The following is a 21,140-nucleotide window of genomic DNA, read 5'->3' on the forward strand; positions in this document are numbered from 1 at the left end:
CGGCCCGAGCGGTTGGCGAAAAACCGCTGCCGCGCGCCGGCGCGTGCTCGCGGCTCAGGCGCAGTCGCCTACTTTCCATACACCGGGTGACGGGCGCACAGTTCGGCGACCTTGGCCCGGACATCCGCGAGGACTGCCTCGTCCTGCGGCGCATCGAGAACGTCGGCGATCAGGTGCGCGACCTGCTCGGCTTCGATCTCGGTGAAGCCGCGCGTCGTCATTGCCGGCGAGCCGATGCGAATGCCGGAAGTGACGAAAGGCTTTTCGGGATCCTTCGGGATCGAGTTCTTGTTCACCGTGATGTGCGCCGAGCCGAGCACCGCTTCGGCGGCCTTGCCGGTGATGTTTTTCGAGCGCAGGTCGACGAGGAAGACGTGGCTTTCGGTGCGGCCCGAGATGATGCGCAGGCCGCGCTCCTCGCCGAGCACGCGTGCCATCACGCGCGCATTGGCGATGACCTGTTCCTGGTAGTCGCGGAACTGCGGGGTCAGCGCTTCCTTGAAGGCGACCGCCTTGGCGGCGATGACATGCATCAGCGGGCCGCCCTGCAACCCCGGGAAGATCGCCGAGTTGATGGCTTTCTCGTGTTCGGCTTTCATCAGGATGATGCCGCCGCGCGGGCCGCGCAGCGTCTTGTGCGTCGTCGAGGTCACGACGTCGGCGTGCGGCACCGGGTTCGGATAGTAACCGGCGGCGATCAGGCCGGCGTAGTGCGCCATGTCGACCCAGAAGATCGCACCGATTTCCTTCGCGATCTTCGCGAAGCGCTCGAAGTCGATGCGCAGCGAATAGGCGGAGGCGCCGGCGATGATGATGCGCGGCTTGTGCTCACGCGCGAGCCGTTCCATCGCGTCGTAGTCGATCTCTTCCTTTTCATCGAGGCCATAGGCGACGACGTTGAACCACTTGCCCGACATGTTCAGCGGCATGCCGTGCGTGAGGTGGCCGCCTTCGGCGAGGCTCATGCCCATGATCGTGTCGCCGGGTTTGGCGAAGGCCATCAGCACCGCCTGGTTCGCCTGCGAGCCGGAGTTCGGCTGGACGTTGGCGGCCTGCGCGCCGAACAGCTTCTTGATGCGGTCGATCGCGATCTGCTCGGCGACATCGACGTGCTCGCAACCGCCGTAGTAGCGCTTGCCCGGGTAGCCTTCGGCGTACTTGTTCGTCAGCTGGGAACCCTGCGCCTCCATCACGGCGTGGGAAACGTAGTTTTCCGAAGCGATGAGTTCGATGTGGTCTTCCTGGCGGCGGTTTTCGGCTTGGATGGCTGCCCACAGCTCGGGGTCGACCTTGGCGAGGGTGTCTTGCGCAGAGAACATGAGACGGACTCGAAGCGATTGGTTTTAAAAGCGGATATTAGCACGCACCGCAAGCGGTCATGGGTGGGGCAAGCATTCGCCCGCAGCCGCGCGGAGATCCCTGTGGCGCACGCGTGGCCCGGTACAGCCGTCCTGCCGATCGCAGGCGGCTGCGCCGGACCGTCAGGTGTTCGGCAGTTCGTCGCGGGCGGCAGCAAGGTGAGCCTGCTCGGCCCACGCCAGGAGGTGCCAGCGGCGGCCGTCGAACTCGATCCAGTTGAGCGCGGCGTTGGGAATCGTGAAGTCGCGCGGCGTATCCAGTGCCTTGCCGGTCGCGAGGCGATGGGCAATGTCGAGCACGCCGCCGTGCGTGACGACCAGCGCCTGCCGGCCTGCATGCCGGGTGGCGATACGTTCAAGGGCGCGGTGGATGCGCGCCGCAAAGGCGCCGAGGCTCTCACCTTCGCCGCAAAAGGCGAAGTCGGGGTCGCGGGCGTGGAAGCGGGCGAAGTCCTGCGGGAATCGCTCGCGGGCTTCGTCGTAGGTGAGGCCCTGGAATACCCCGTAGTGCCGTTCGCGCAGTTCGGGTTCGAGAGTCGCTTCGAACCCGAGCGTGCGGCCCGCCGCCGCCGCGGTCTGCTGCGCGCGGCGCAGGTCGCTGCAGTAGAACGCGGCGAAGCGATGTCCGGCGAGGCTCGCGGCGGTCGCTTCGGCCTGGACGTGGCCGATTTCGTTGAGCGGCACGTCCAGGTGTCCCTGCAGGCGCTTTTCCGCATTCCATGCGGTTTCGCCATGTCGAATCAGGCACAGCCGCGTCGCGCGCATCATTTCCATGCGTCGCCGCCCCCGTTGTCGCCCCAGCTGCCGGCATCGCCCGGCGGTTGCTGGATCTGGATGGTGTCGAGATCGACCTTGGTCTTCTCGCCCAGCCCGCCCGTGACGAGCTCGGGGAAGGCGATGACGAGGGCGACCATGACGAGCTGGATGATCACGAACGCGACCGAGCCGCGATAGATGTCGCCGGTCTTCATGCCCTCGATGCGCTTGTTCGTGATGCGGTCGAGGTACGAGGAAGCCGGTGCGACGCTGCGCAGGTAGAACAGCGCGAAACCGAACGGCGGCGTCAGGAACGAGGTCTGCAGGTTCAGCGCGATGATCACGCCGAACCAGATCAGATCGATTCCCATCTTGTCCGCGACCGGGCCGAGCAGCGGCATCAGGATGAACGCGATCTCGAAAAAGTCGATGAAGCAGCCGAGGAAGAAGATCACCGTGTTGACGAACAGCAGGAAGCCGAGTTGGCCACCGGGCAGCCGGTCGAACAGGTGCTCCACCCAGATCTGGCCGTCCACCGCGGTGAACACAAAGCTGAAGATCGTCGAGCCGACGAGGATGAAGAGCACGAAGATCGACAGCCGCGTCGTCGATTCGAGCGCCTGGATCAGCGTCTTCATATCCAGGCGGCGGCGCGACAGCGCCATTACCAGCGCGCCGACCGCGCCCAGCGCGCCGCCTTCGGTGGGCGTCGCGACGCCGAGGAAGATTGTGCCGAGCACGAGGAAGATCAGGATCAGCGGCGGGATCAGCACGAAGGTGACGCGTTCGGCGATGCGCGACAGCAGCCCGAGCCTGAGCGCGCGGTTGAGGAGCGCGAGCACGAGGGCCAGCATCGTGCCGAAGGTCAGCGCCACGACGATGGTCTCGTCGAGCGCCGGCGTTGGCACTTCCTGGCCTTCGAGCCAGGCGAGGAGCGCGCCGTAGTTCTGGCCGAGCGCGACCGAGACGACGGTCACGAGCAGCGCCAGCACGCCAAGCGAGCGCAGCCCCGAGCTGCCGTCGGGTTCGCGATAGGCGAGCGCCTCGGGCGGCAGCGCAGGCACCATCTTCGGCCGGAAGATCGCCAGGCCGATAATGAACAGCGCATACAACCCGACCAGCGCGAGCGCCGGGATCATCGCGCCCTTGTACATGTCGCCGACGCTGCGGCCGAGCTGGTCGGCCATGACGATCAGCACCAGCGACGGCGGGATCGCCTGCGCGAGCGTGCCCGACGCGGTGATGACGCCCGCGGCGATCGGCCGGCTGTAGCCGTAGCGCAGCATGATCGGCAGCGAGATCAGGCCCATCGAGATCACCGAGGCGGCGACGACTCCCGTCGTCGCCGCGAGCAGCGCACCGACGAAGATCACCGCCAGCGCGAGGCCGCCGCGGATCGGGCCGAACACTTGGCCGACCGTCTCGAGCAGGTCCTCGGCCATGCCGCTGCGTTCGAGGATCAGCCCCATCAGTGTGAAGAACGGGATCGCCAGCAGCGTATCGTTCTGCATGATGCCGAACACCCGCAGCGGCAGCGCCTGGAACAGGGCCGCGGGGATCAGGCCCAGTTCGAGGCCGATGAAGCCGAAGAACAGCCCGCAGGCCGACAGCGAAAAGGCGACGGGAAAGCCTGACAGCAGGAAGAAGATGATGACCCCGAACATGATCGGGGCGATGTTGGCGGAGACGAATTCGATCATTTCTGGGGCTCGCCGGCAGTGTTGGACTCGGAGGTATCGCCGACGGCGGCGTGTACGTGGTCCTGGGTTTCGTCATGCCCGGCGGTCGCCAAGGCATCCGGGCCGCGACCCGTCAGAAAGGCGATGCGCTTGATCAGCTCGGAGATGGCCTGCAGCCCGAGCAGCGCGAAGCCGACGGGAACCAGCGCGTAGACGGGCCAGCGGATCAGGCCGCCGGCGTTGGACGACATTTCGCCGGACACGTAGGCGCCGTGCACCACCGGCCACGAGAAGCTGATCATGAAGTAGCACAGCGGCAGCAGGAAGACGATGATGCCGATGATGTCGACATAGTTGCGCGTGCGGTTGCTGAGCTTGCCGGCCACGACGTCGATGCGCACGTGGGCGTTCTGCAGGAAGGCGTAACCGGCGCCGAGCATGAACACGGCAGCGAACAGGTACCACTGGATTTCGAGAAACGCGTTCGAGCCGATGCTGAACGCCTTGCGTGCGACGGCGTTGCCGGCGCTGATCAGCGTGGTCGCGAGGATGAACCAGATGATGATCTTGCCGATCAGTCGGCCGATCGCATCGATCCCTTTTGACAGTTTGAGCAGAATTCCCATCGGGTGTTTGCCTGAAACGTGGGGAGGAGGATTCACAAGCGTCGGCCGGCGAATGGAGGCTGCAGCCGTATTCCGGACGGCGGAAGCGGGAACGGCCCGCCGGGGCGGACCGTTTCTACACACATCAGAGTTTCTGTGCCGACATGTACTGGTCGTAGCTGCCTTCGGCGATTCCTTCCCACTGATACGCGTCGGCCTGGAAGCGCGAGTAGTCGGCGTAGATCTTCTTCCAGTTCGGGTTCTTGCCGTTCAGCTCGGCGTAGACTTCGCGCGAGGCCTTGAACGCGGCGTCCATGACGTCCTTCGGCAGACGCTGGAGCTTGGCGCCTTCGGCGATGAGTTGCTTGAGCGCGGTCGGGTTGCGGGCGTCGTAGCGCGCCAGGACTTCGACGTGGGCGTCGGATGCTGCTTGCCGAACGATGGCTTTGTACTCGTTCGACAGCGCATTGTAGGCCTTGTTATTGACCAGCAGCGAGAACTGGGTGCTGCCTTCCCACCACGCCGGGTAGTAGTAGTTCTTGGCGACCTTGTGCAGCCCGAGCCGCAGATCGTCATAGGGGCCGATCCATTCGGCGGCGTCGACGGTGCCTTTTTCGAGCGCCTGGTAGATCTCGCCGGCCGGGATGTTCTGCGGCACGGCGCCAAGCTTGGAGATCACGCGCCCGGCAAAGCCCCCGATGCGGATCTTCAGCCCGTTGATGTCGGCGACCGACTTGATTTCCTTGCGGTACCAGCCGCCCATCTGGGCGCCGGAATTGCCCATTACGAAGTTGACGATATTGAACTGGGCGTAGAATTCGCGCAGCAGCTTGAGACCGTTGCCCTCGTACATCCAGGCGCTCATCTGGCGCGCGTTCATGCCGAAGGGAATCGCGCAGTCGAGTGCGAAAGTTTCGTCCTTGCCGAAGAAATAGTAGGGCGCGGTGTGGGCGCACTCGATGGTGTCCTGCTGCAGGGCATCGACGACGCCGAAAGCCGGAACGAGCTCGCCGGCGGCATGCACGCTGACGGTGAACTTGCCGCCGGTCGCCTCGGTGACGTTCTTGGCAAAACCTTCGGCGCCGCCGAAGAGGGTTTCCAGCGACTTCGGGAAGCTCGATGCCAGGCGCCAGCGGAGGTTCTGCTGGGCGTTGACGATGGCCGGAGCGGCTCCGGCAGCAAGAACTCCCGCGATACCTGCATTTTTCAGAAATGAACGACGTTCCACGATGTCTCCCTTGACCTTCCGCTGTTGGAATGGCACCGAGAGTACAAGGGTTTGCACGGCGGCGAAATTCGCGGGAAACCCTAATATTCCGATGCTCAGGGAAGATCGGCGGCCGTCGCGCGCAACGCAACGCGCGACGGCCGCGGGGGGGCCGGGCCGTGGCTTACAGTTTCTGCCCCGCCATGTACTGGTCGTAGCTGCCTTCGGCGAGCGGCGTCCATTGGTACTGCGCCTGCATGAAGCGTGAGTAGTCGGCGTAAATCTTCTTCCAGGCCGGGTTCTTGTCGTTCAGCTCGGCATAGACTTCGCGTGATGCCTTGAAGGCCGCATCCATGACCTCCTTGGGCAGCCGCCTCAGCTTGGCGCCTTCGGAAATCAGCTGCTTCAATGCGGCCGGGTTGCGGGCGTCGTAGCGGGCCTGGGTGACGACGTGTGAATCCGAAGCCGCCTGGCGCACGATGGACTTGTACTCGTTCGACAGCGCATTGAAGGCCTTGGCGCTGACGTAGAGGGTCGTCTGCGCGCTGCCTTCCCACCATGCCGGATAGTAGTAGTTGGGGGCGACGCGATGCAGGCCGAGCTTGAGGTCGTCGTACGGGCCGACGAACTCGGTCGCGTCGATCGTGCCCTTTTCCAGCGCCGAATAGATCTCTCCCGCGGGGATGTTCTGCGACACGACGCCAAGCTTGGCGAGCACGCGGCCGCCAAAGCCGCCGATGCGGATCTTCATGCCATTGAAATCGGCGACGGACTTGATTTCCTTGCGGTACCAGCCGCCCATCTGCGCGCCGGTGTTGCCCATCGGCAGGCTGATGATGTTGTACGGGGCGTAGAACTCGCGCAGCAGTTTCTGGCCGTTGCCTTCGTACATCCACGCGGTGAGCTGGCGGGCGTTCATGCCGAACGGAATCGCGCAGTCGAACGCGAAGGTTTCGTCCTTGCCGAAGAAGTAGTACGGCGCAGTGTTCGCGCACTCGATGGTGCCCTGCTGGATCGCGTCGACGACGCCGAAGGCCGGCACGAGTTCGCCGGCGGCATGCACGGTGACGGTGAATTTGCCGCCGGTCGATTCGGCGACGTTCTTCGCGAAAGTCTCGGCGGCGCCGATCAGCGTGTCCAGCGATTTCGGGAAGCTCGACGCGAGACGCCAGCGGATGTTTTCCTGCGCATGGACGATCGCCGGTGCGCTGGCGCCGGCGAGCACGCCGGCGAGGCCCGCGCTTCTGAGAAATTTTCGACGTTCCACGATCTCTCCTTGTTGTGCTTTATGAATTTCCGGCAATGCCGGCGAGATTCCCCGAGGGGTGGTGCGGGCGCGGCGTCGCAGAGGAACCCTGCGCCGCTTCATAGGCCACACGGCCATCCGTGGCACTACGCCACGGCGATAGGCGTGCGGCGCGCCTTCAGCGGCCGGCGATCTTCATGCGCTCGATAAGCACCGAGCCGCAATGCTTCGAACCGCGCGGCAGCGCGTCATTGCCGATCGCGACGATGCTGCGGAACATGTCGCGCAGGTTGCCGGCGATCGTGATTTCCTCGACCGCGTGCTTGATCTTGCCTTTTTCGACCCAGTAGCCGGCGGCGCCGCGCGAGTAGTCGCCGGTGACGTAATTGACGCCGTGGCCGAGGAGTTCGGTGACGACGAGGCCGCGGTCCATGTGCTTGACGAGTGCCGGGAAGTCCATGTCGCCGGCGCCGACGATGAGGTTGTGCGAGCCGCCGGCGTTGCCAGTCGTCTGAAGCCCGAGCTTGCGTGCCGAATAGGTCGACAGGAAATAGCCTTGCAGCACGCCGTCGCTGACGACTTCGCGGTCGCGCGTCGCGACGCCGTCGCTGTCGAACGGGCTCGAGCCGAAGCCTTTCGAAACATGGGGGCGCTCGGAGATGTTCACGATCGGCGCGAACACCGGCTGGCCGAGGCTGTCGAGCAGGAACGACGACTTGCGGTACAGCGAGCCGCCGCTGACCGCGTGGACGAAGTTCCCGATCAGCGCGACCGCCAGCGGCGCTTCGAACAGCACCGGCGCCTCGCAGGTCTTGATTTTGCGCGCACCGAGGCGGGCGAGGGCCCGTTCGGCTGCACGCCGTCCGACCAGATCGCTCGCCATCAGGTCGGCCGCGTCGCGGCGCGAGTCGTACCAGTATTCGCGCTGCATGCCGTCGCCTTCGCCGGCGATGACCGAGCACGAGATGCTGTGGCGCGAGCTGGCGTAGCCGCCGATGAAGCCGGCGCTGTTCGCCGAGACGAAGTGCGATTGCTGCGTCGAGACGCTCGCCCCTTCGGAATTCGTGATCGTCGGGCTCACGGCGAACGCCGCCTCCTCGCACTCGCGCGCCGCGGCGATCGCGTCCTCGACGCTGAGCTGCCAAGGGTGGTGGAGGTCGAGGTCCGGGCAGTCCTTTGCCATCAGCTCCGGGTCGGCGAGGCCGGCGCACGGATCGGGCGCGGTGAAGCGGGCGATCGAGACGGCCGCTTCGACCGTCGCCTTCAGCGCCGCCTTCGAGAAATCCGAAGTGCTCGCATGGCCACGCTGCTGGCCGACATAGATCGTGACGCCGATGCCCTTGTCGCGGTTGTATTCGATCGTGTCGACTTCGCCTTTGCGCACCGTCGCCGACTGGCCGAAGCCTTCGGAAACATCGGTTTCGCATGCCGTCGCGCCGCGTTTTTTCGCGAATTTCAGCACATCGGCGGCGATTTCGTGCAGCCGGTCGGGGGAGAACGAGAAGCCTTGAGCGGACATGGGCGGGAGACCAGGGAGCAAAGGCTATAATCTTACCCCGTTCCCACGCACTGTACTTTTCATGATCCACGCCGACCACGACGACAACCTGCCTGACGACGAGGAAGGGCTGCCGCTGCCGCCAAGCAAGAGCCAGCGCAAGCGCGACATGCACGCGCTGCAGGATCTCGGCGAGCAACTGGTCGCGCTGTCCGTCGACCAGTTGAAGAAAGTGCCGATGCCCGAAGCGCTCGCCGACGCGGTACGCGAGGCCAAGCGCATAACCAAGCACGAGGCGCGGCGCCGCCAGATGCAGTACGTCGGCAAGCTGATGCGCCACATCGATCCCGAACCGATCCAGGCGCAGCTCGACGTGTTCAACGGCCTGTCGAAGGCCGAGATCGCGCGCCAGCATCGGCTAGAGCGCCTGCGCGCCGATGTGCTCGACGACGAGAAGGTGCTGCAGCGGATCGCCGAGACCTGGCCGGACGCGGATTTCCAGCAGCTGCGCACCTTGCGGCGCAATGCGCTGAAGGAGCGCGAGCAGAACAAGCCGCCGCGCGCGTTCCGCGAGCTGTTCCGCGTGCTGCGTGACCTCGATGCCGGCGCTGCCGCGGCCCCGGCGGACGAGCCGCAGGATGACGATGAAGAGTGAGCACGGCCGGGCGTTCCGGCGTGCCCGATGATCGAAAGGGGATTCCCATGAGTGACGAAATCACGATCGGCCTGGTGTCGATCAGCGACCGCGCCTCCGACGGCAGGTACCAGGACCAGGGCATTCCGGCGCTGCGCGAGTGGCTCGATCGCGCGCTGACCTCGCCGTGGCGCGCCGAAATGCGGCTGATCCCGGACGACCGGCCGACGATCGAGCGCACGCTGATCGAGCTTGCCGACGTTGCAGGCTGCACGCTGATCCTGACCACCGGCGGCACCGGGCCCGCGCCGCGCGACGTCACGCCGGAAGCGACACTGGCCGTCGGCGAAAAGGAGATGCCCGGCTTCGGCGAAGAGATGCGCCGGATCAGCCTGAACTTCGTGCCGACCGCGATCCTGTCGCGCCAGGTCGCCGTGATCCGCGGCAAGAGCCTGATCGTCAACCTGCCGGGGCAGCCGAAATCGATCCGTGAAACGCTCGAAGGACTGCGCGCCGCCGACGGCTCGGTGAGTCACGTCGGCATCTTCGCGGCGATCCCGTACTGCATCGACCTGATCGGCGGGCCGTACGTCGAGACCGATGACGAAGTCATCAAGGCCTTCCGGCCGAAGCAGGCGATCCGGCCGAAAAAGGCCTGAACCCGAACTCTCGGCGGGACGCGGCTGGCGCAGAAACGGGCGATCTTCGGCTAGAATCGTTCGCTTGCCAACGCTGCTCAACAGAGTTTCGCCATGTCTGCCTCAGTCAAGCTTCACATCGATGATGTCCGCATCCAGGAGATCAAGGAACTGATTCCGCCCGCCCACGTGCTGCGCGAGTTTCCGGCGACGCCGAAGGCGGCCGAAATCGCGTACGAGGCGAGGCAGGGGATCCACCGCATCCTGTTCGGCGCGGACGACCGCCTGCTGGTCGTCATCGGACCGTGCTCGATCCACGATCTGGACGCGGCGCTCGAATACGCACGCAAGCTCAAGGTCGAGGCGGCGCGCCACAAGGACGACCTGCTCGTCGTGATGCGGGTGTATTTCGAGAAGCCGCGCACGACGGTCGGCTGGAAAGGCCTGATCAACGATCCCTACCTCGACAACAGCTTCCGCATCAACGAAGGCGTGCGGCTCGCGCGCAAGCTGTTGTGGGAGATCAACGAGATGGGGCTGCCGGCCGGCACCGAGTTCCTCGACATGATCACGCCGCAGTACATTGCCGACTTGATCGCGTGGGGGGCGATCGGCGCGCGCACGACTGAAAGTCAGGTGCACCGTGAGCTCGCATCCGGCCTGTCGTGCCCGGTCGGCTTCAAGAACGGCACCGATGGCAACGTCCGGATCGCCGTCGACGCGATCAAGGCCGCGCAGTCGCCGCATCATTTCCTCTCCGTGACGAAGGCCGGGCATTCGGCGATCGTGACGACGCTCGGCAACGAGGACTGCCACGTCATCCTGCGCGGCGGCAAGAGCACCAACTACGACGCCGTCAGCGTCGATGCCGCTTGCAAGGAGCTCGCCGCCGCGGGCGTGCCGGGCAAGGTGATGATCGATTTCTCGCACGCCAACAGCCGCAAGCAGCACCGCCTGCAGATCGAGGTCGCGCGCGATGTCGGCGCGCAGATGGCGGCCGGCGACGACCGCATCATCGGCGTGATGGTCGAGTCGCACCTGAAGGAAGGGCGTCAGGACCTGATTCCGGGCAAGGAACTCGAGTACGGCAAGAGCATCACCGACGCATGTCTGGGCTGGGAAGACAGCGTCACCGTGCTCGAAATCCTCGCCGAGGCGGTACGCCAGCGCCGCGTCAAACGCGCCGACCTGGAGTGACGCGGCGGTCGGGTAGCTGCCGCGCCGGCGGTTGAGGGCCGGGGTCATGTACGCACCGGCCTGCCGCAAAACGTCGCGCCTTTCCGGTCTGCGCGTGATGGATGTCGGTGTCGGGCCCGGCGCCTGAAGCCGCAGCGTCGTCGATCCTCCGCATCAGGCACGACGCGTGTCGCGCAAGATCATCCACTGCGATTGCGACTGCTTCTACGCGGCCGTCGAGATGCGCGACGATCCGTCGCTTGTCGGCCGTCCGCTCGCGGTCGGCGGCAAGCCCGGCGAGCGCGGTGTCGTCGCGACGTGCAACTACGAGGCGCGCGCTTTCGGCGTGCGTTCGGCGATGTCCAGCGCGCACGCGCTGCGGCTGTGCCCGCACTTGCTGCTGCTGCCGCCGGACTTCACCCGCTACCGTGCGGCGTCGCGCCAGATCCTCGCGATCTACCGCGAATACACCGCGCTCGTCGAACCGCTGTCGCTCGACGAGGCCTATCTCGACGTCACCGCCGTCGATCGCTGCCGCGGCAGCGCGACGCTGATGGCGCAGGAGATCCGCAGCCGCATCCATGACGAAGTCGGCATCACCGCGTCGGCCGGCATCGCACCGAACAAGTTCGTCGCGAAGGTCGCGAGCGACTGGAGGAAGCCGAACGGCCAGTTCATCGTGCGCCCGGAAGAGGTCGACGCCTTCGTCGCCGAGTTGCCGGTGAAGAAGATCTTCGGCGTCGGCAAGGTCACCGCCGAGCGCCTGCTGCGGCTGGGAGTCGAGACGTGCGGCGATCTGCGCGGCTGGGGTCTCGCCGATCTCGCGCGCGAATTCGGCAGCTTCGGCGCGAACCTGCACCGGCTGTGCCGCGGCATCGATGACCGGCCGGTCGCGCCCGACCGCGAGCGCAAATCCCTGTCGGTGGAGACGACCTACAACCGCGACCTTCCCGACCTGCAGGCCTGCCTCGAGGCCTTGCCGGCGCTCGTCGAGGAATTCTCGCGCCGCATGGCGCGGCTGCGCGACGGCGAGACGGTGCACAAGGTTTTCGTCAAGGTGAAGTTCTCGGATTTCACGCAGACGACGGCGGAATGCGTCGATCCGGCGCCCGGCGCCGAAACCTGGGCACGGCTGCTCGCCGAAGCCCACCGCCGCCGCGGCCTGCCGGTCCGTCTGCTTGGCGTCGGCGTGCGCTTCGCTGCCTGCGCGGCGCCGGACCCGCAGCTTCCGCTGTTCGCGGACGCCGACGGGGTGGAGTAACGCGAACTTCAGGCGTTCTTGCCTTTCTCCCACAGCACGTCGCCGCGGCCGGCGGCCCGGTTGAGCACGCGCCCGAGCACGAACAGCAGGTCGGAAAACCGGTTCAGGTACTGGCGCGGCCCGTCGTTGACCGCTTCTTCCTGTCCCAGCGCGACGATCGCGCGTTCCGCCCGGCGGCAGACCGTGCGCGCGAGGTGCGCGAGCGCCGCGGCGCGGCTGCCGCCGGGCAGGATGAAGTCCTTCAGCGGTTCGAGCGGTTCGTTGAGCCGGTCGAGCTCGGTCTCGAGCTTGTCGACATGCTTTTGGCTGATCATGCTCATGCCGGGGATGCAGATCTCGCCGCCGAGGTCGAAGAGATCGTGCTGCACGTCGGTCAGCAGCGCCTGCACGTCGTCCGGCAGGTCCTCGCACAGCAGCAGCCCGATGACCGCGTTCAGTTCGTCCACTTCGCCGAGCGTGTCGATGCGCCGGCTGTTCTTCGCCACACGCTTGCCGTCGCCCAGCCCGGTCGTGCCGGCGTCGCCGGTACGGGTGTAGATCTTCGAGAGCCGATGTCCCATTTTCTCGTCTTCCTGTGCAGTTGGGGTCGGCCGATTATAGGCGAAGCCTCCCGGTCTCCTTTCATCCGTTAGAATTGCCGTTTTACGAATTCCGCTGTGTCGATCCGATCAGTCCAGGCGAACCTCCCCCATGAAAAGCGCTGAAATCCGCGAGAAGTTCCTGAAGTTCTTCGAATCCAAAGGTCACCAGATCGTCGCCTCCAGTTCGCTGGTGCCGCACGACGACCCGACGCTGCTGTTCACGAACGCCGGAATGAACCAGTTCAAGGACGTCTTCCTCGGCTTCGACAAGCGGCCGTACAGCCGCGCGACGACGTCGCAGAAATGCGTGCGCGCCGGCGGCAAGCACAACGACCTCGAGAACGTCGGCTACACCGCGCGGCATCACACGTTCTTCGAGATGCTGGGCAATTTCAGCTTCGGCGACTATTTCAAGCGCGACGCGATCACGTATGCGTGGGAACTCCTGACTGAAGAGTTCGGGCTGCCGAAGGACAAGCTGTGGGTCACCGTCTACGCGGAGGACGACGAGGCTTACGACATCTGGACGAAGGAAATCGGCGTGCCTGCGGAGCGCGTGATCCGCATCGGCGACAACAAAGGCGCGCGCTACGCGTCCGACAACTTCTGGATGATGGGCGACACCGGACCGTGCGGGCCTTGTACCGAGATCTTCTACGACCACGGTCCCGAGATCTGGGGCGGTCCGCCGGGATCGCCGGACGAGGACGGCGACCGCTACATCGAGATCTGGAACAACGTGTTCATGCAGTTCAACCGCGACGAGGCGGGCGTGATGCATCCGCTGCCCAAGCCCAGCGTCGATACTGGCATGGGCCTCGAGCGCGTCTCGGCGGTGCTGCAGCACGTGCACAGCAACTACGAGATCGATCTGTTCCAGAACCTGATCCGCGCGGCGGCGCGCGAGACCGTATGTGCGGACCTCGACAGCCCTTCGCTGCGCGTGATCGCGGACCACATCCGGGCGTGCTCGTTCCTGATCGCCGACGGTGTGATCCCCGGCAACGAAGGGCGCGGCTACGTGCTGCGCCGCATCATCCGGCGCGCGATCCGCCACGGCTACAAGCTCGGCGCGCGGACCGCGTTCTTCCACCGGCTGGTACCGGACCTGGTTGCCGAGATGGGCGTGGCGTACCCGGAGCTGAAAGCCGGGCAGGCGCGCGTCGCCGACGTGCTGAAGCAGGAAGAGGAGCGCTTCTTCGCGACGATCGAGAACGGCATGGCGATTCTCGAAACCGAGCTCGCGGCGATGGCGACGGCCGGCAGCCGGACGTTCAACGGCGAGACCGCGTTCAAGCTGCACGACACCTACGGCTTCCCGCTCGACTTGACGGCGGACGTCTGCCGCGAGCGCGAAGTCACCGTCGATGCGGCGGCGTTCGACGCGGCGATGGCGCGCCAGAAGGAGCAGGCGCGCGCCGCCGGCAAGTTCCGCATGGCCGCGAACCTCGAATACGAGGGGCCGGAAACTGTGTTCCACGGCTACGAGCGGTTCGAGGAGCGCGGCAAGGTGCTCGCGCTGTACAGGGACGGCTTCCCGGTCGCGGAACTCCAGGAAGGCGACATTGGCGTCGTCGTCCTCGACAACACGCCGTTCTACGCCGAGTCCGGCGGCCAGGTCGGCGACCGCGGTGAACTGCGCGGCAGCGCCGGCATCTTCGCAGTCGAGGACACGCAGAAGATCCAGGCGGCGGTGTTCGGTCACCATGGCGTCGTCAAGACCGGCAGTCTCTCGGTCGGGCAGGACGTCACTGCCCGTGTCGATGCGGCCGCGCGTGCGAGCACGCAGCGCAACCATTCGGTCACGCACCTGATGCACAAGGCGCTGCGCGAAGTGCTCGGCGCCCATGTGCAGCAGAAGGGTTCGCAGGTCGATCCGGACAAGACGCGCTTCGACTTCGCGCACACCGCGCCGCTGTCGCCTGAGGAAATCCGCGAGGTCGAAGAGATCGTCAACGCCGAGATCCTCGCCAACGTCGCGACCGAAGCGCGGGTGATGCCGATCGACGAAGCCCAGAAGTCCGGCGCGATGATGCTGTTCGGCGAAAAGTACGGCGACGAGGTGCGGGTGCTCGCGATCGGCTCGAGCAAGGAACTGTGCGGCGGCACGCACGTGGCCCGCACCGGCGACATCGGGCTGTTCAAGATCGTCTCGGAAGGCGGCGTCGCGGCCGGCGTGCGCCGCATCGAGGCGGTGACCGGCGCGAACGCGCTGCGCTACGCGCAGGAGCAGGAGCGGCGCGTGCAGGGCATCTCGGCGCTGCTGAAAGTGCAGCCCGACGAGGTCGCGGAGCGCATCGCCGGCATCCTCGACAACGTGCGCGCGCTCGAGAAAGAGCTCGCGCGGATGAAGTCGCGGCTCGCCGCGAGCCAGGGTGACGAACTCGTCGCGCAGGCGGTCGAGGTGCGGGGCGCGAAAGTGCTCGCCGCGATGCTCGAAGGGGCCGACGTCGCGACGCTGCGCGAGACGCTCGACAAGCTCAAGGACAAGCTCAAATCGGCGGTGATCGTGCTCGCGGCGGTCGCCGACGGGCGCGTGAGCCTGATCGCCGGGGTCACGCCCGATCTGACCGCGAAGCTGAAGGCCGGCGAGCTCGTGAACATGGTCGCGCAGCAGGTCGGCGGCAAGGGCGGTGGGCGGCCCGACATGGCGCAGGCCGGCGGCACTGAACCGGCGCATCTGCCGGCAGCGCTCGCGTCGGTCAAAGCCTGGGCCGAAGCGCGCCTCTGATCGCGCGCTTTCAGGAAAGGCCGCCTGCGGGCGGCCTTGTTGCCGGTTCCGACCGGAAGCGAGTCGGCCGCGCTCGCGGCCGGCCGTCCCCTTGCAGGCGGTGCGGGTCGCTCAGAACGGCAGTTGCACGCCCGGCCAGACGCCTTCGATCGCGCGCCTGAAATCCGCCTGGATGCGCTCGATCGCTTGCTGCGAGTCGGCTTCGAAGCGCAGCACGACGACCGGCGTCGTGTTCGACGGCCGCGCGAGGCCGAAGCCGTCGGCGTATTCGACGCGCACGCCGTCGATCGTGATGACATCGCTCGCGCCGTCGAAGCGCGCGGACTCCTTCAGCCGCCGCACCAGTTCGAACGGCTCGCCTTCGGCCATCCTGATGTTCAGTTCCGGCGTGCTGACCGCGTCGGGCAGCGCGTCGAGCACGGCGCTTGGGTTGGCGGCGCGCGACAGGATCTCGAGCAGCCGGGCGCCCGCGTACAGGCCGTCGTCGAAGCCGAACCAGCGCTCCTTGAAGAACACGTGGCCGCTCATCTCGCCGGCGAGCGGCGCGCCGGTTTCCCTGAGCTTCGCCTTCACGAGCGCATGACCCGTGTTCCACATCGTCGGCTTGCCGCCATGCTCGCGGATCCAGCCGGCGAGATTGCGCGTGCATTTGACATCGTAGATGATCTCGCCGCCCGGCACGCGCGACAGCACGTCGGCGGCAAACAGCATCAGCTGGCGATCGGGATAGATGATCTGCCCGGCTTTCGTCACGACGCCGAGGCGGTCGCCGTCGCCGTCGAACGCGAGGCCCAGTTCGGCGTCCGTGTCGCGCAGCGCGCGGATGACGTCCTGCAGGTTCTCGGGCTTGGACGGATCGGGGTGATGGTTCGGGAAGGTGCCGTCGACGTCGCAGAAGAGCTCGACGAGTTCGCAGCCGAGGCGGCGGAAAAGCTGCGGGGCGACCGCGCCGGCGACGCCGTTGCCGCAGTCGATGACGATCTTCATCGGCCGGGCGAGCTTCACGTCCGAGGTGACGCGGTCGAGGTAGGCGTCGATGACCGGAGCTTCGCGCAACTCGCCTGCGCCGTGCGCGAGGTCGTTGTCGACGATGCGTCGGCGCAGGTCCTGGATCAGCTCGCCGTGGAGCGTCTCGCCGCCGAGCACCATCTTCAGGCCGTTGTAGTCGGGCGGATTGTGGCTGCCGGTGACGCTGACGCAGGAATCGGTGCCGAGATGGTAGGCGGCGAAGTACGTCAGCGGCGTCGGCACGCAGCCGATGTCGATGACATCGACGCCGGCGGCGCGGATGCCGTCGGCGAGTGCGCCGGCCAGCTCCGGTCCCGACAGGCGCCCGTCACGGCCGATCGCGATCGCGCGCTGCGAGCGTTTCCTGGCCTCGGAACCCAGCGCGTGCCCGATCGCGCGCACGGCCTCGGCGGTGAGCGTCTTGTCGACGATGCCGCGAATGTCGTAGGCCTTGAAGATCTCGGGGGCGGGCGGAGCGTAGGAGGAGGGTGTCGCGGAGTTCGGAGTAGGGGTCATGGCGCAGGCCGGTCGATGGTGGGTGAATGACGGGCGGCATTATCGCAGACCTGCCGGTGCACGCCCTGTCCGGGCTGTTACAGCCCGTTCAGTGCATGACGTGCGGCGCACCGTGAGCCGGGGCGTGCGGGTTTTCCGGCGCCGGCGATGCGTGGTGCATGACGAGGCGCCAGCCGAGCGCTCCGCGCGTATAAACGTTGGTCGCGATCATCGGCGGCGGCAGCCGGTCCTCGCCTTCGACCGTGACGTGTTCGATCACGTTGTGGATCGTCAGCAGCATGTTCTGGCACACCACGTGGTGGGAGGTGCGCACCTGCAGCCGCGTGCCGCCCGCAAACAGCTGGCGCCAGGATTCCCGCACCGCGGCGAGCCCGACCAGGCGCGGGGTGTCCGGGTGCACGCAGACGACTTCGTCGTCTTCCGACCAGACTGTCATCATTGCATCGAGGTCGGAGCGTGCCAGCGCGTCGTAGAACGCCGCTTCCGCTTCGGCGACCGAAGTGTAGATGGGTTTGCTCACAATGTTTCAATCCTCGCCCGCAACCGGGCGAAACTGCGCGGAAGCATCTTCGGCCCCCCATTGATGACGGAACGGACCGCCGGGAAGAGGCCGCCGCGCGGCGAGGCCGTTCAGTGGTGGCCTTTCGGATGCTCGCCGGTGAACACGTACTTCGCGCTGCAGTACGGGCACACCGCTTCGCCTTCCTTCAGCACGTCGAGAAACACCCGCGGGTGCCGCGCCCACAGCGGGGCGTCGGGGCGCGGGCAGGCGAGTGGCAGATCGGCCGCGGTGACGGCGATCGGCTGGGTCTTGTCGCGAGTTTCGGCCATCGAGGAATCCTCAGACGTGGGTGAGCCAGCGCTCGTATTCGGGCGCACGGCCATTGACGATATCGAAGAAGCGCGCCTGGATCTTGGCGGTGATCGGGCCGCGACGGCCTTCGCCGATCGTGCGGTTGTCGAGTTCGCGGATCGGCGTCACTTCCGCCGCCGTGCCGGTGAAGAAGGCTTCGTCGGCGATGTAGATGTCGTCACGCGTCATGCGGCGCGACTCGACCGTGTAGCCGAATTCGCGCGCGACCTGGATCACCGAGTCGCGCGTGATGCCGGTCAGCGCCGAGGCGATCTCGGGTTCGTAGATCTTGCCGTCCTTGATGACGAAGAGGTTCTCGCCCGAGCCTTCGGCGACGAAGCCCTGGGTGTCGAGCAACAGCGCCTCGTCGTAGCCGTCCTCGGTCGCCTCGAGGTTCGCGAGGATCGAATTCGCATAGCTGCCGGACATCTTCGCGCGCGGCATCGTGACGTTGACGTGGTGGCGGGAGTAGGACGACGTCTTGATGCGGATGCCCTTCTCGAGGCCTTCCTCGCCGAGGTATGCGCCCCACGGCCACGCGGCGATGGCGACGTGCACGGTCGCGCCGCGCGTCGAGATGCCCATCTTCTCCGAACCGTAGAACGCGAGCGGGCGCAGGTAGCAGGATTCGAGCTTGTTGGCGCGCACCACTTCCTTCTGTGCTTCCATCAGCTCTTCCTTCGAGAACGGGATCTCCATGCGGTAGATCTTGCCGGAGTTGATCAGGCGCTGCGTGTGCTCGGCGAGGCGGAAGATCGCGGTGCCCCTGGCGGTGTTGTACGCGCGCACGCCCTCGAAGACGGCCAGGCCGTAATGCAGGGAGTGGGTCAGGACGTGAGTCGTGGCTTCGCGCCACGGCACGAGTTTGCCGTCCTGCCAGATGAAACCGTCGCGGTCAGCCATGGACATGGTGCGTGTTCTCCAGCGGAAAATCAGGTTGGTGAAAGCGTCCGCGGCAAAGCGGAGCAAGCGCGCGATTCTAGCGCAAAGTCCGGTATTTTTGCCGGGCCGCGGCGCCTTCGGGCGCGTGCGCCGCAAGTGCGGGGCCGTCCCCGAGGCGCTAAAATCGCGCCTTTGCCCGGCAAAACGATGAATAGATCCTGGAAACCCAACGTCACCGTCGCGGCGATCATCGAGCGCGGCGGCCGTTTTCTCGTCGTCGAGGAAGAAACCGCCGACGGATTGCGTTTCAACCAGCCGGCGGGCCATCTCGAAGAAGGGGAGTCGCTCGTCGCGGCGGCGACGCGTGAAGTGCTCGAGGAGACCGCGTACCGTTTCGTGCCGGAGTGCCTCGTCGGCGTCTACCAATGGGCGGTGCCGGACGGCGGCATCACCTACCTGCGCTTCACCTTCGGCGGGGCGGTGCTCGGCGAGTCGACCGGCGCGAAGCTCGACGACGGCATCGTCAGGGCGGTGTGGCTGACGGCGGACGAGCTGCGCGGCTGCACGCCGCGTCACCGCAGCCCGCTCGTGATGCGCTGCGTCGACGACTGGATCGCCGGGCGCCGCTACCCGCTCGAGTTCATCACGCATTATTCCGGCTGACCGCGGCACCGATGCATCAGTGGCCGGCCCTGTTCGCGCTGTCCGTCTGGGGTGCCGTGCAGGCGGCCGCTTCCGTCGACGTCTGCTTCAACTACGGCTGCGCGGCGAGCGCCGAAATCCGCTTCGCCGACGAGCGGCTCGACGAGGTCGGGCGGCTGTTTTCGGACACCGGTGATGCAGAGCGGGAGCGGGTGGCGATATCGTTGGCGGTCGCCGCGTTGCACCGGATCGCCGGAGAGCAATCGCCGATCGCGGCCGATCGTGCCGGCAATTTCCTCGATGACGGGATCGACGGGCGAATGGACTGCATCGACCATGCGACGACGACCACGCGCCTGCTGGCTTTGATGGCAGACCGCGGCTGGCTGCGCTTTCACCGCGTGCTCGAGCCGGCGCGCCGCTCGCGCGTGATTTTTCAGCATTTCTCGGCGCTGATCGAGGAGGTCCCGCCCCCTTGGCCGGCGGCGCCGGAGGTTCCCGCCGCTGCGGCGGGCAGTGTTCCCGATCACGTGCCGCTGTTGCTGGCGCTGTGCGACTGCCAGAATGTCATCGACGACATCCCGCGACCGCGCGACCCCGAAGTGTCGCCGCCCGGTGCTGCTGGCATCACTGCGCCGGGCGGACGTTTCGTCGTCGATAGCTGGTTCGGAAATCATGGCGAGCCGGCAGTCATCCTGCCGCTCGCCGAATGGCTCAATGGAGAAGGACCGAATGTCCAGTAATACCGATCCCAACGGGATGAAGGTCGTCGTCGGCATGTCCGGCGGCGTCGACTCCTCGGTGACTGCGCTGCTGCTCAAGCAGCAGGGTTTCGAGGTGACCGGCCTGTTCATGAAGAACTGGGAGGACGACGACGACGACGAGCACTGCTCGACGCGCCAGGATCTCGTCGATGTCGCGTCGGTCTGCGACGTCATCGGCATCGACCTCGAGGTCGTCAATTTCTCGGCCGAGTACAAGGACCGCGTGTTCGCCGATTTCCTGCGCGAATACGAGGCCGGGCGCACGCCGAACCCGGACATCCTGTGCAATTCCGAGATCAAGTTCCGCTGCTTTCTCGATCACGCGATGGCGCTCGGCGCGGACCGCATCGCGACCGGGCACTATGCGCAGGTGCGCGAATGGGTCAATGACGGGCGCAGCGAATACCAGCTGCTGAAAGCCGAGGACGGCACGAAGGACCAGAGCTATTTCCTGTACCGGCTGAGCCAGGCGCAGCTCGCGAAGACGCTGTTTCCCCTCGGCGCCCTCTACAAGCGCGACGTGCGCCGCATCGCGGCCGAGGCCGGCCTGCATGTCGCCGGGAAGAAGGATTCGACCGGCATCTGCTTCATCGGCGAGCGGCCGTTCCGCGAATTCCTCATGCGCTACCTGCCGATGCGCCCCGGCGAGATCCGCAACCTCGACGACGGCCGCGTCATCGGCGAGCACCAGGGCCTGATGTACCACACCATCGGCCAGCGCAAGGGGTTGCACATCGGCGGCATCAAGGGCCGCCAGGACGACGCCGGTGAGCACGAGGCGTGGTATGTCGCGGGCAAGGACGTCAAGGCCAACGTGCTGTATGCCGTTCAGGGGCACGAGCATCCGGCCCTGCTGAAGACCCGCCTGACCGCGACCGACCTGCACTGGATTGCCGAGCGCGAGCCCCACACGCACTGGGTATACACCGCCAAGCCGCGCTACCGGACGCCCGACATGCCGTGCGAGATCGAGGCGATCGCCGACGGGCGCGCCGAGATCATGTTCGCGGAACCGCAATGGGCGCTGACGCCGGGGCAGAGCGTCGTCGTGTATGAGTCGAAGGTGTGCCTCGGCGGCGGCGTGATCGCCTGACCGCGCCGCGCC

20 protein-coding genes are annotated in these 21,140 nt (G+C 66.3%); 8 read left to right on the top strand and 12 right to left on the bottom strand.

The annotated features are described in order from the left end of the window. Nucleotides 1–68: 68 nt before the first annotated feature. The 7 genes from glyA to pmbA all read right to left on the bottom strand — a co-directional run bounded on the left by glyA (nt 69) and on the right by pmbA (nt 8,370). Nucleotides 69–1,319, bottom strand: coding sequence for a serine hydroxymethyltransferase (gene glyA, locus GO606_RS08700; protein ID WP_169117568.1), 1,251 nt, complete (start codon nt 1,317–1,319; stop codon nt 69–71). 162 nt (nt 1,320–1,481) lie between these two features. Further along, on the bottom strand, nt 1,482–2,132 hold the full coding sequence (locus GO606_RS08705) for a histidine phosphatase family protein (protein ID WP_169117569.1): 651 nt from the start codon (nt 2,130–2,132) through the stop codon (nt 1,482–1,484). Next, nucleotides 2,123–3,814 carry a TRAP transporter large permease gene (locus GO606_RS08710; protein ID WP_169117570.1) on the bottom strand — a complete coding sequence of 564 codons (1,692 nt, stop codon included), beginning with the start codon at nt 3,812–3,814 and terminating at the stop codon, nt 2,123–2,125. The genes GO606_RS08705 and GO606_RS08710 overlap by 10 nt, the downstream gene beginning before the upstream one ends. Next, complete coding sequence (locus tag GO606_RS08715; protein WP_169117571.1) at nt 3,811–4,419, bottom strand: TRAP transporter small permease subunit; 609 nt, start codon at nt 4,417–4,419, stop codon at nt 3,811–3,813. Before GO606_RS08715 ends, GO606_RS08710 begins: the two co-directional genes overlap by 4 nt. A gap of 124 nt (nt 4,420–4,543) precedes the next feature. Beyond that, nucleotides 4,544–5,626, bottom strand: a complete 1,083-nt coding sequence (locus GO606_RS08720; RefSeq protein ID WP_169117572.1) for a TRAP transporter substrate-binding protein — start codon at nt 5,624–5,626, stop codon at nt 4,544–4,546. Between the two features lie 163 nt (nt 5,627–5,789). Continuing rightward, nucleotides 5,790–6,872, bottom strand: a complete 1,083-nt coding sequence (locus tag GO606_RS08725; RefSeq protein ID WP_169117573.1) for a TRAP transporter substrate-binding protein — start codon at nt 6,870–6,872, stop codon at nt 5,790–5,792. Between the two features lie 157 nt (nt 6,873–7,029). Then, entirely contained in the window at nt 7,030–8,370 is a 1,341-nt protein-coding gene (gene pmbA, locus GO606_RS08730) for a metalloprotease PmbA (protein WP_169117574.1), read from the bottom strand. Between the two features lie 61 nt (nt 8,371–8,431). On the opposite strand from pmbA, the gene yjgA reads away from it, so the two are divergent. The 4 genes from yjgA to dinB all read left to right on the top strand — a co-directional run bounded on the left by yjgA (nt 8,432) and on the right by dinB (nt 12,058). Beyond that, complete coding sequence (yjgA, locus tag GO606_RS08735) at nt 8,432–9,004, top strand: ribosome biogenesis factor YjgA (protein WP_169117575.1); 573 nt, start codon at nt 8,432–8,434, stop codon at nt 9,002–9,004. Between the two features lie 47 nt (nt 9,005–9,051). Then, a complete protein-coding gene (gene mog / locus GO606_RS08740; RefSeq protein ID WP_169117576.1) occupies nt 9,052–9,642 on the top strand; it encodes a molybdopterin adenylyltransferase in 591 nt (196 codons plus the stop codon). A 93-nt stretch (nt 9,643–9,735) separates the two neighbouring features. Continuing rightward, the gene (aroG, locus tag GO606_RS08745) at nt 9,736–10,818 is read left to right on the top strand and encodes a 3-deoxy-7-phosphoheptulonate synthase AroG (protein WP_169117577.1); all 1,083 of its coding nucleotides are present in this window, start codon (nt 9,736–9,738) and stop codon (nt 10,816–10,818) included. Between the two features lie 166 nt (nt 10,819–10,984). Continuing rightward, nucleotides 10,985–12,058 (top strand): DNA polymerase IV, encoded by a 1,074-nt coding sequence (gene dinB, locus GO606_RS08750; RefSeq protein WP_169117578.1) that lies wholly within the window; start codon nt 10,985–10,987, stop codon nt 12,056–12,058. An 8-nt stretch (nt 12,059–12,066) separates the two neighbouring features. Here the strand turns inward: dinB and GO606_RS08755 are convergent, their stop codons facing one another. After that, nucleotides 12,067–12,618, bottom strand: coding sequence for a cob(I)yrinic acid a,c-diamide adenosyltransferase (locus tag GO606_RS08755; protein ID WP_169117579.1), 552 nt, complete (start codon nt 12,616–12,618; stop codon nt 12,067–12,069). 130 nt (nt 12,619–12,748) lie between these two features. On the opposite strand from GO606_RS08755, the gene alaS reads away from it, so the two are divergent. Then, nucleotides 12,749–15,370, top strand: a complete 2,622-nt coding sequence (gene alaS, locus GO606_RS08760; RefSeq protein ID WP_169117580.1) for an alanine--tRNA ligase — start codon at nt 12,749–12,751, stop codon at nt 15,368–15,370. A gap of 111 nt (nt 15,371–15,481) precedes the next feature. On the opposite strand, the gene GO606_RS08765 is transcribed toward alaS, so the two are convergent. From GO606_RS08765 to GO606_RS08780, 4 genes are all read right to left on the bottom strand, one after another. Further along, a complete protein-coding gene (locus tag GO606_RS08765) occupies nt 15,482–16,894 on the bottom strand; it encodes a phosphomannomutase/phosphoglucomutase (RefSeq protein WP_169117581.1) in 1,413 nt (470 codons plus the stop codon). 88 nt (nt 16,895–16,982) lie between these two features. Beyond that, a complete protein-coding gene (locus tag GO606_RS08770; RefSeq protein ID WP_169117582.1) occupies nt 16,983–17,414 on the bottom strand; it encodes a YybH family protein in 432 nt (143 codons plus the stop codon). 110 nt (nt 17,415–17,524) lie between these two features. Beyond that, nucleotides 17,525–17,725 carry a zinc-finger domain-containing protein gene (locus GO606_RS08775; protein ID WP_169117583.1) on the bottom strand — a complete coding sequence of 67 codons (201 nt, stop codon included), beginning with the start codon at nt 17,723–17,725 and terminating at the stop codon, nt 17,525–17,527. 10 nt (nt 17,726–17,735) lie between these two features. Then, nucleotides 17,736–18,656: a branched-chain amino acid transaminase gene (locus GO606_RS08780; RefSeq protein WP_169117584.1), complete on the bottom strand. Its 921-nt coding sequence runs from the start codon at nt 18,654–18,656 to the stop codon at nt 17,736–17,738. Between the two features lie 180 nt (nt 18,657–18,836). On the opposite strand from GO606_RS08780, the gene GO606_RS08785 reads away from it, so the two are divergent. The 3 genes from GO606_RS08785 to mnmA are packed head-to-tail and all read left to right on the top strand — an operon-like array spanning nt 18,837 to nt 21,128. Beyond that, nucleotides 18,837–19,292: an NUDIX hydrolase gene (locus GO606_RS08785; RefSeq protein ID WP_169117585.1), complete on the top strand. Its 456-nt coding sequence runs from the start codon at nt 18,837–18,839 to the stop codon at nt 19,290–19,292. 11 nt (nt 19,293–19,303) lie between these two features. Then, nucleotides 19,304–20,014, top strand: coding sequence for a hypothetical protein (locus GO606_RS08790; protein ID WP_169117586.1), 711 nt, complete (start codon nt 19,304–19,306; stop codon nt 20,012–20,014). A 16-nt stretch (nt 20,015–20,030) separates the two neighbouring features. After that, a complete protein-coding gene (mnmA, locus tag GO606_RS08795; protein ID WP_169117609.1) occupies nt 20,031–21,128 on the top strand; it encodes a tRNA 2-thiouridine(34) synthase MnmA in 1,098 nt (365 codons plus the stop codon). Nucleotides 21,129–21,140 lie beyond the last annotated feature (12 nt).

The sequence above is a fragment of the Aromatoleum anaerobium genome (genome assembly GCF_012910705.2).
GTDB classification, from domain to species: Bacteria; Pseudomonadota; Gammaproteobacteria; order Burkholderiales; family Rhodocyclaceae; genus Aromatoleum; species Aromatoleum anaerobium.

Excerpts from the sequence above, each read along its gene's own strand:
- alaS (WP_169117580.1), top strand. The coding sequence starts at position 12,749 with ATGAAAAGCGCTGAAATCCGCGAGAAGTTCCTGAAGTTCTTCGAATCC.
- GO606_RS08780 (WP_169117584.1), bottom strand. The coding sequence starts at position 18,656 with ATGTCCATGGCTGACCGCGACGGTTTCATCTGGCAGGACGGCAAACTC.
- glyA (WP_169117568.1), bottom strand. The coding sequence starts at position 1,319 with ATGTTCTCTGCGCAAGACACCCTCGCCAAGGTCGACCCCGAGCTGTGG.
- mog (WP_169117576.1), top strand. The coding sequence starts at position 9,052 with ATGAGTGACGAAATCACGATCGGCCTGGTGTCGATCAGCGACCGCGCC.
- mnmA (WP_169117609.1), top strand. The coding sequence starts at position 20,031 with ATGAAGGTCGTCGTCGGCATGTCCGGCGGCGTCGACTCCTCGGTGACT.
- GO606_RS08755 (WP_169117579.1), bottom strand. The coding sequence starts at position 12,618 with ATGGGACATCGGCTCTCGAAGATCTACACCCGTACCGGCGACGCCGGC.
- aroG (WP_169117577.1), top strand. The coding sequence starts at position 9,736 with ATGTCTGCCTCAGTCAAGCTTCACATCGATGATGTCCGCATCCAGGAG.
- pmbA (WP_169117574.1), bottom strand. The coding sequence starts at position 8,370 with ATGTCCGCTCAAGGCTTCTCGTTCTCCCCCGACCGGCTGCACGAAATC.
- GO606_RS08775 (WP_169117583.1), bottom strand. The coding sequence starts at position 17,725 with ATGGCCGAAACTCGCGACAAGACCCAGCCGATCGCCGTCACCGCGGCC.
- GO606_RS08710 (WP_169117570.1), bottom strand. The coding sequence starts at position 3,814 with ATGATCGAATTCGTCTCCGCCAACATCGCCCCGATCATGTTCGGGGTC.
- GO606_RS08765 (WP_169117581.1), bottom strand. The coding sequence starts at position 16,894 with ATGACCCCTACTCCGAACTCCGCGACACCCTCCTCCTACGCTCCGCCC.
- yjgA (WP_169117575.1), top strand. The coding sequence starts at position 8,432 with ATGATCCACGCCGACCACGACGACAACCTGCCTGACGACGAGGAAGGG.
- GO606_RS08715 (WP_169117571.1), bottom strand. The coding sequence starts at position 4,419 with ATGGGAATTCTGCTCAAACTGTCAAAAGGGATCGATGCGATCGGCCGA.
- GO606_RS08790 (WP_169117586.1), top strand. The coding sequence starts at position 19,304 with ATGCATCAGTGGCCGGCCCTGTTCGCGCTGTCCGTCTGGGGTGCCGTG.
- GO606_RS08705 (WP_169117569.1), bottom strand. The coding sequence starts at position 2,132 with ATGGAAATGATGCGCGCGACGCGGCTGTGCCTGATTCGACATGGCGAA.
- GO606_RS08785 (WP_169117585.1), top strand. The coding sequence starts at position 18,837 with ATGAATAGATCCTGGAAACCCAACGTCACCGTCGCGGCGATCATCGAG.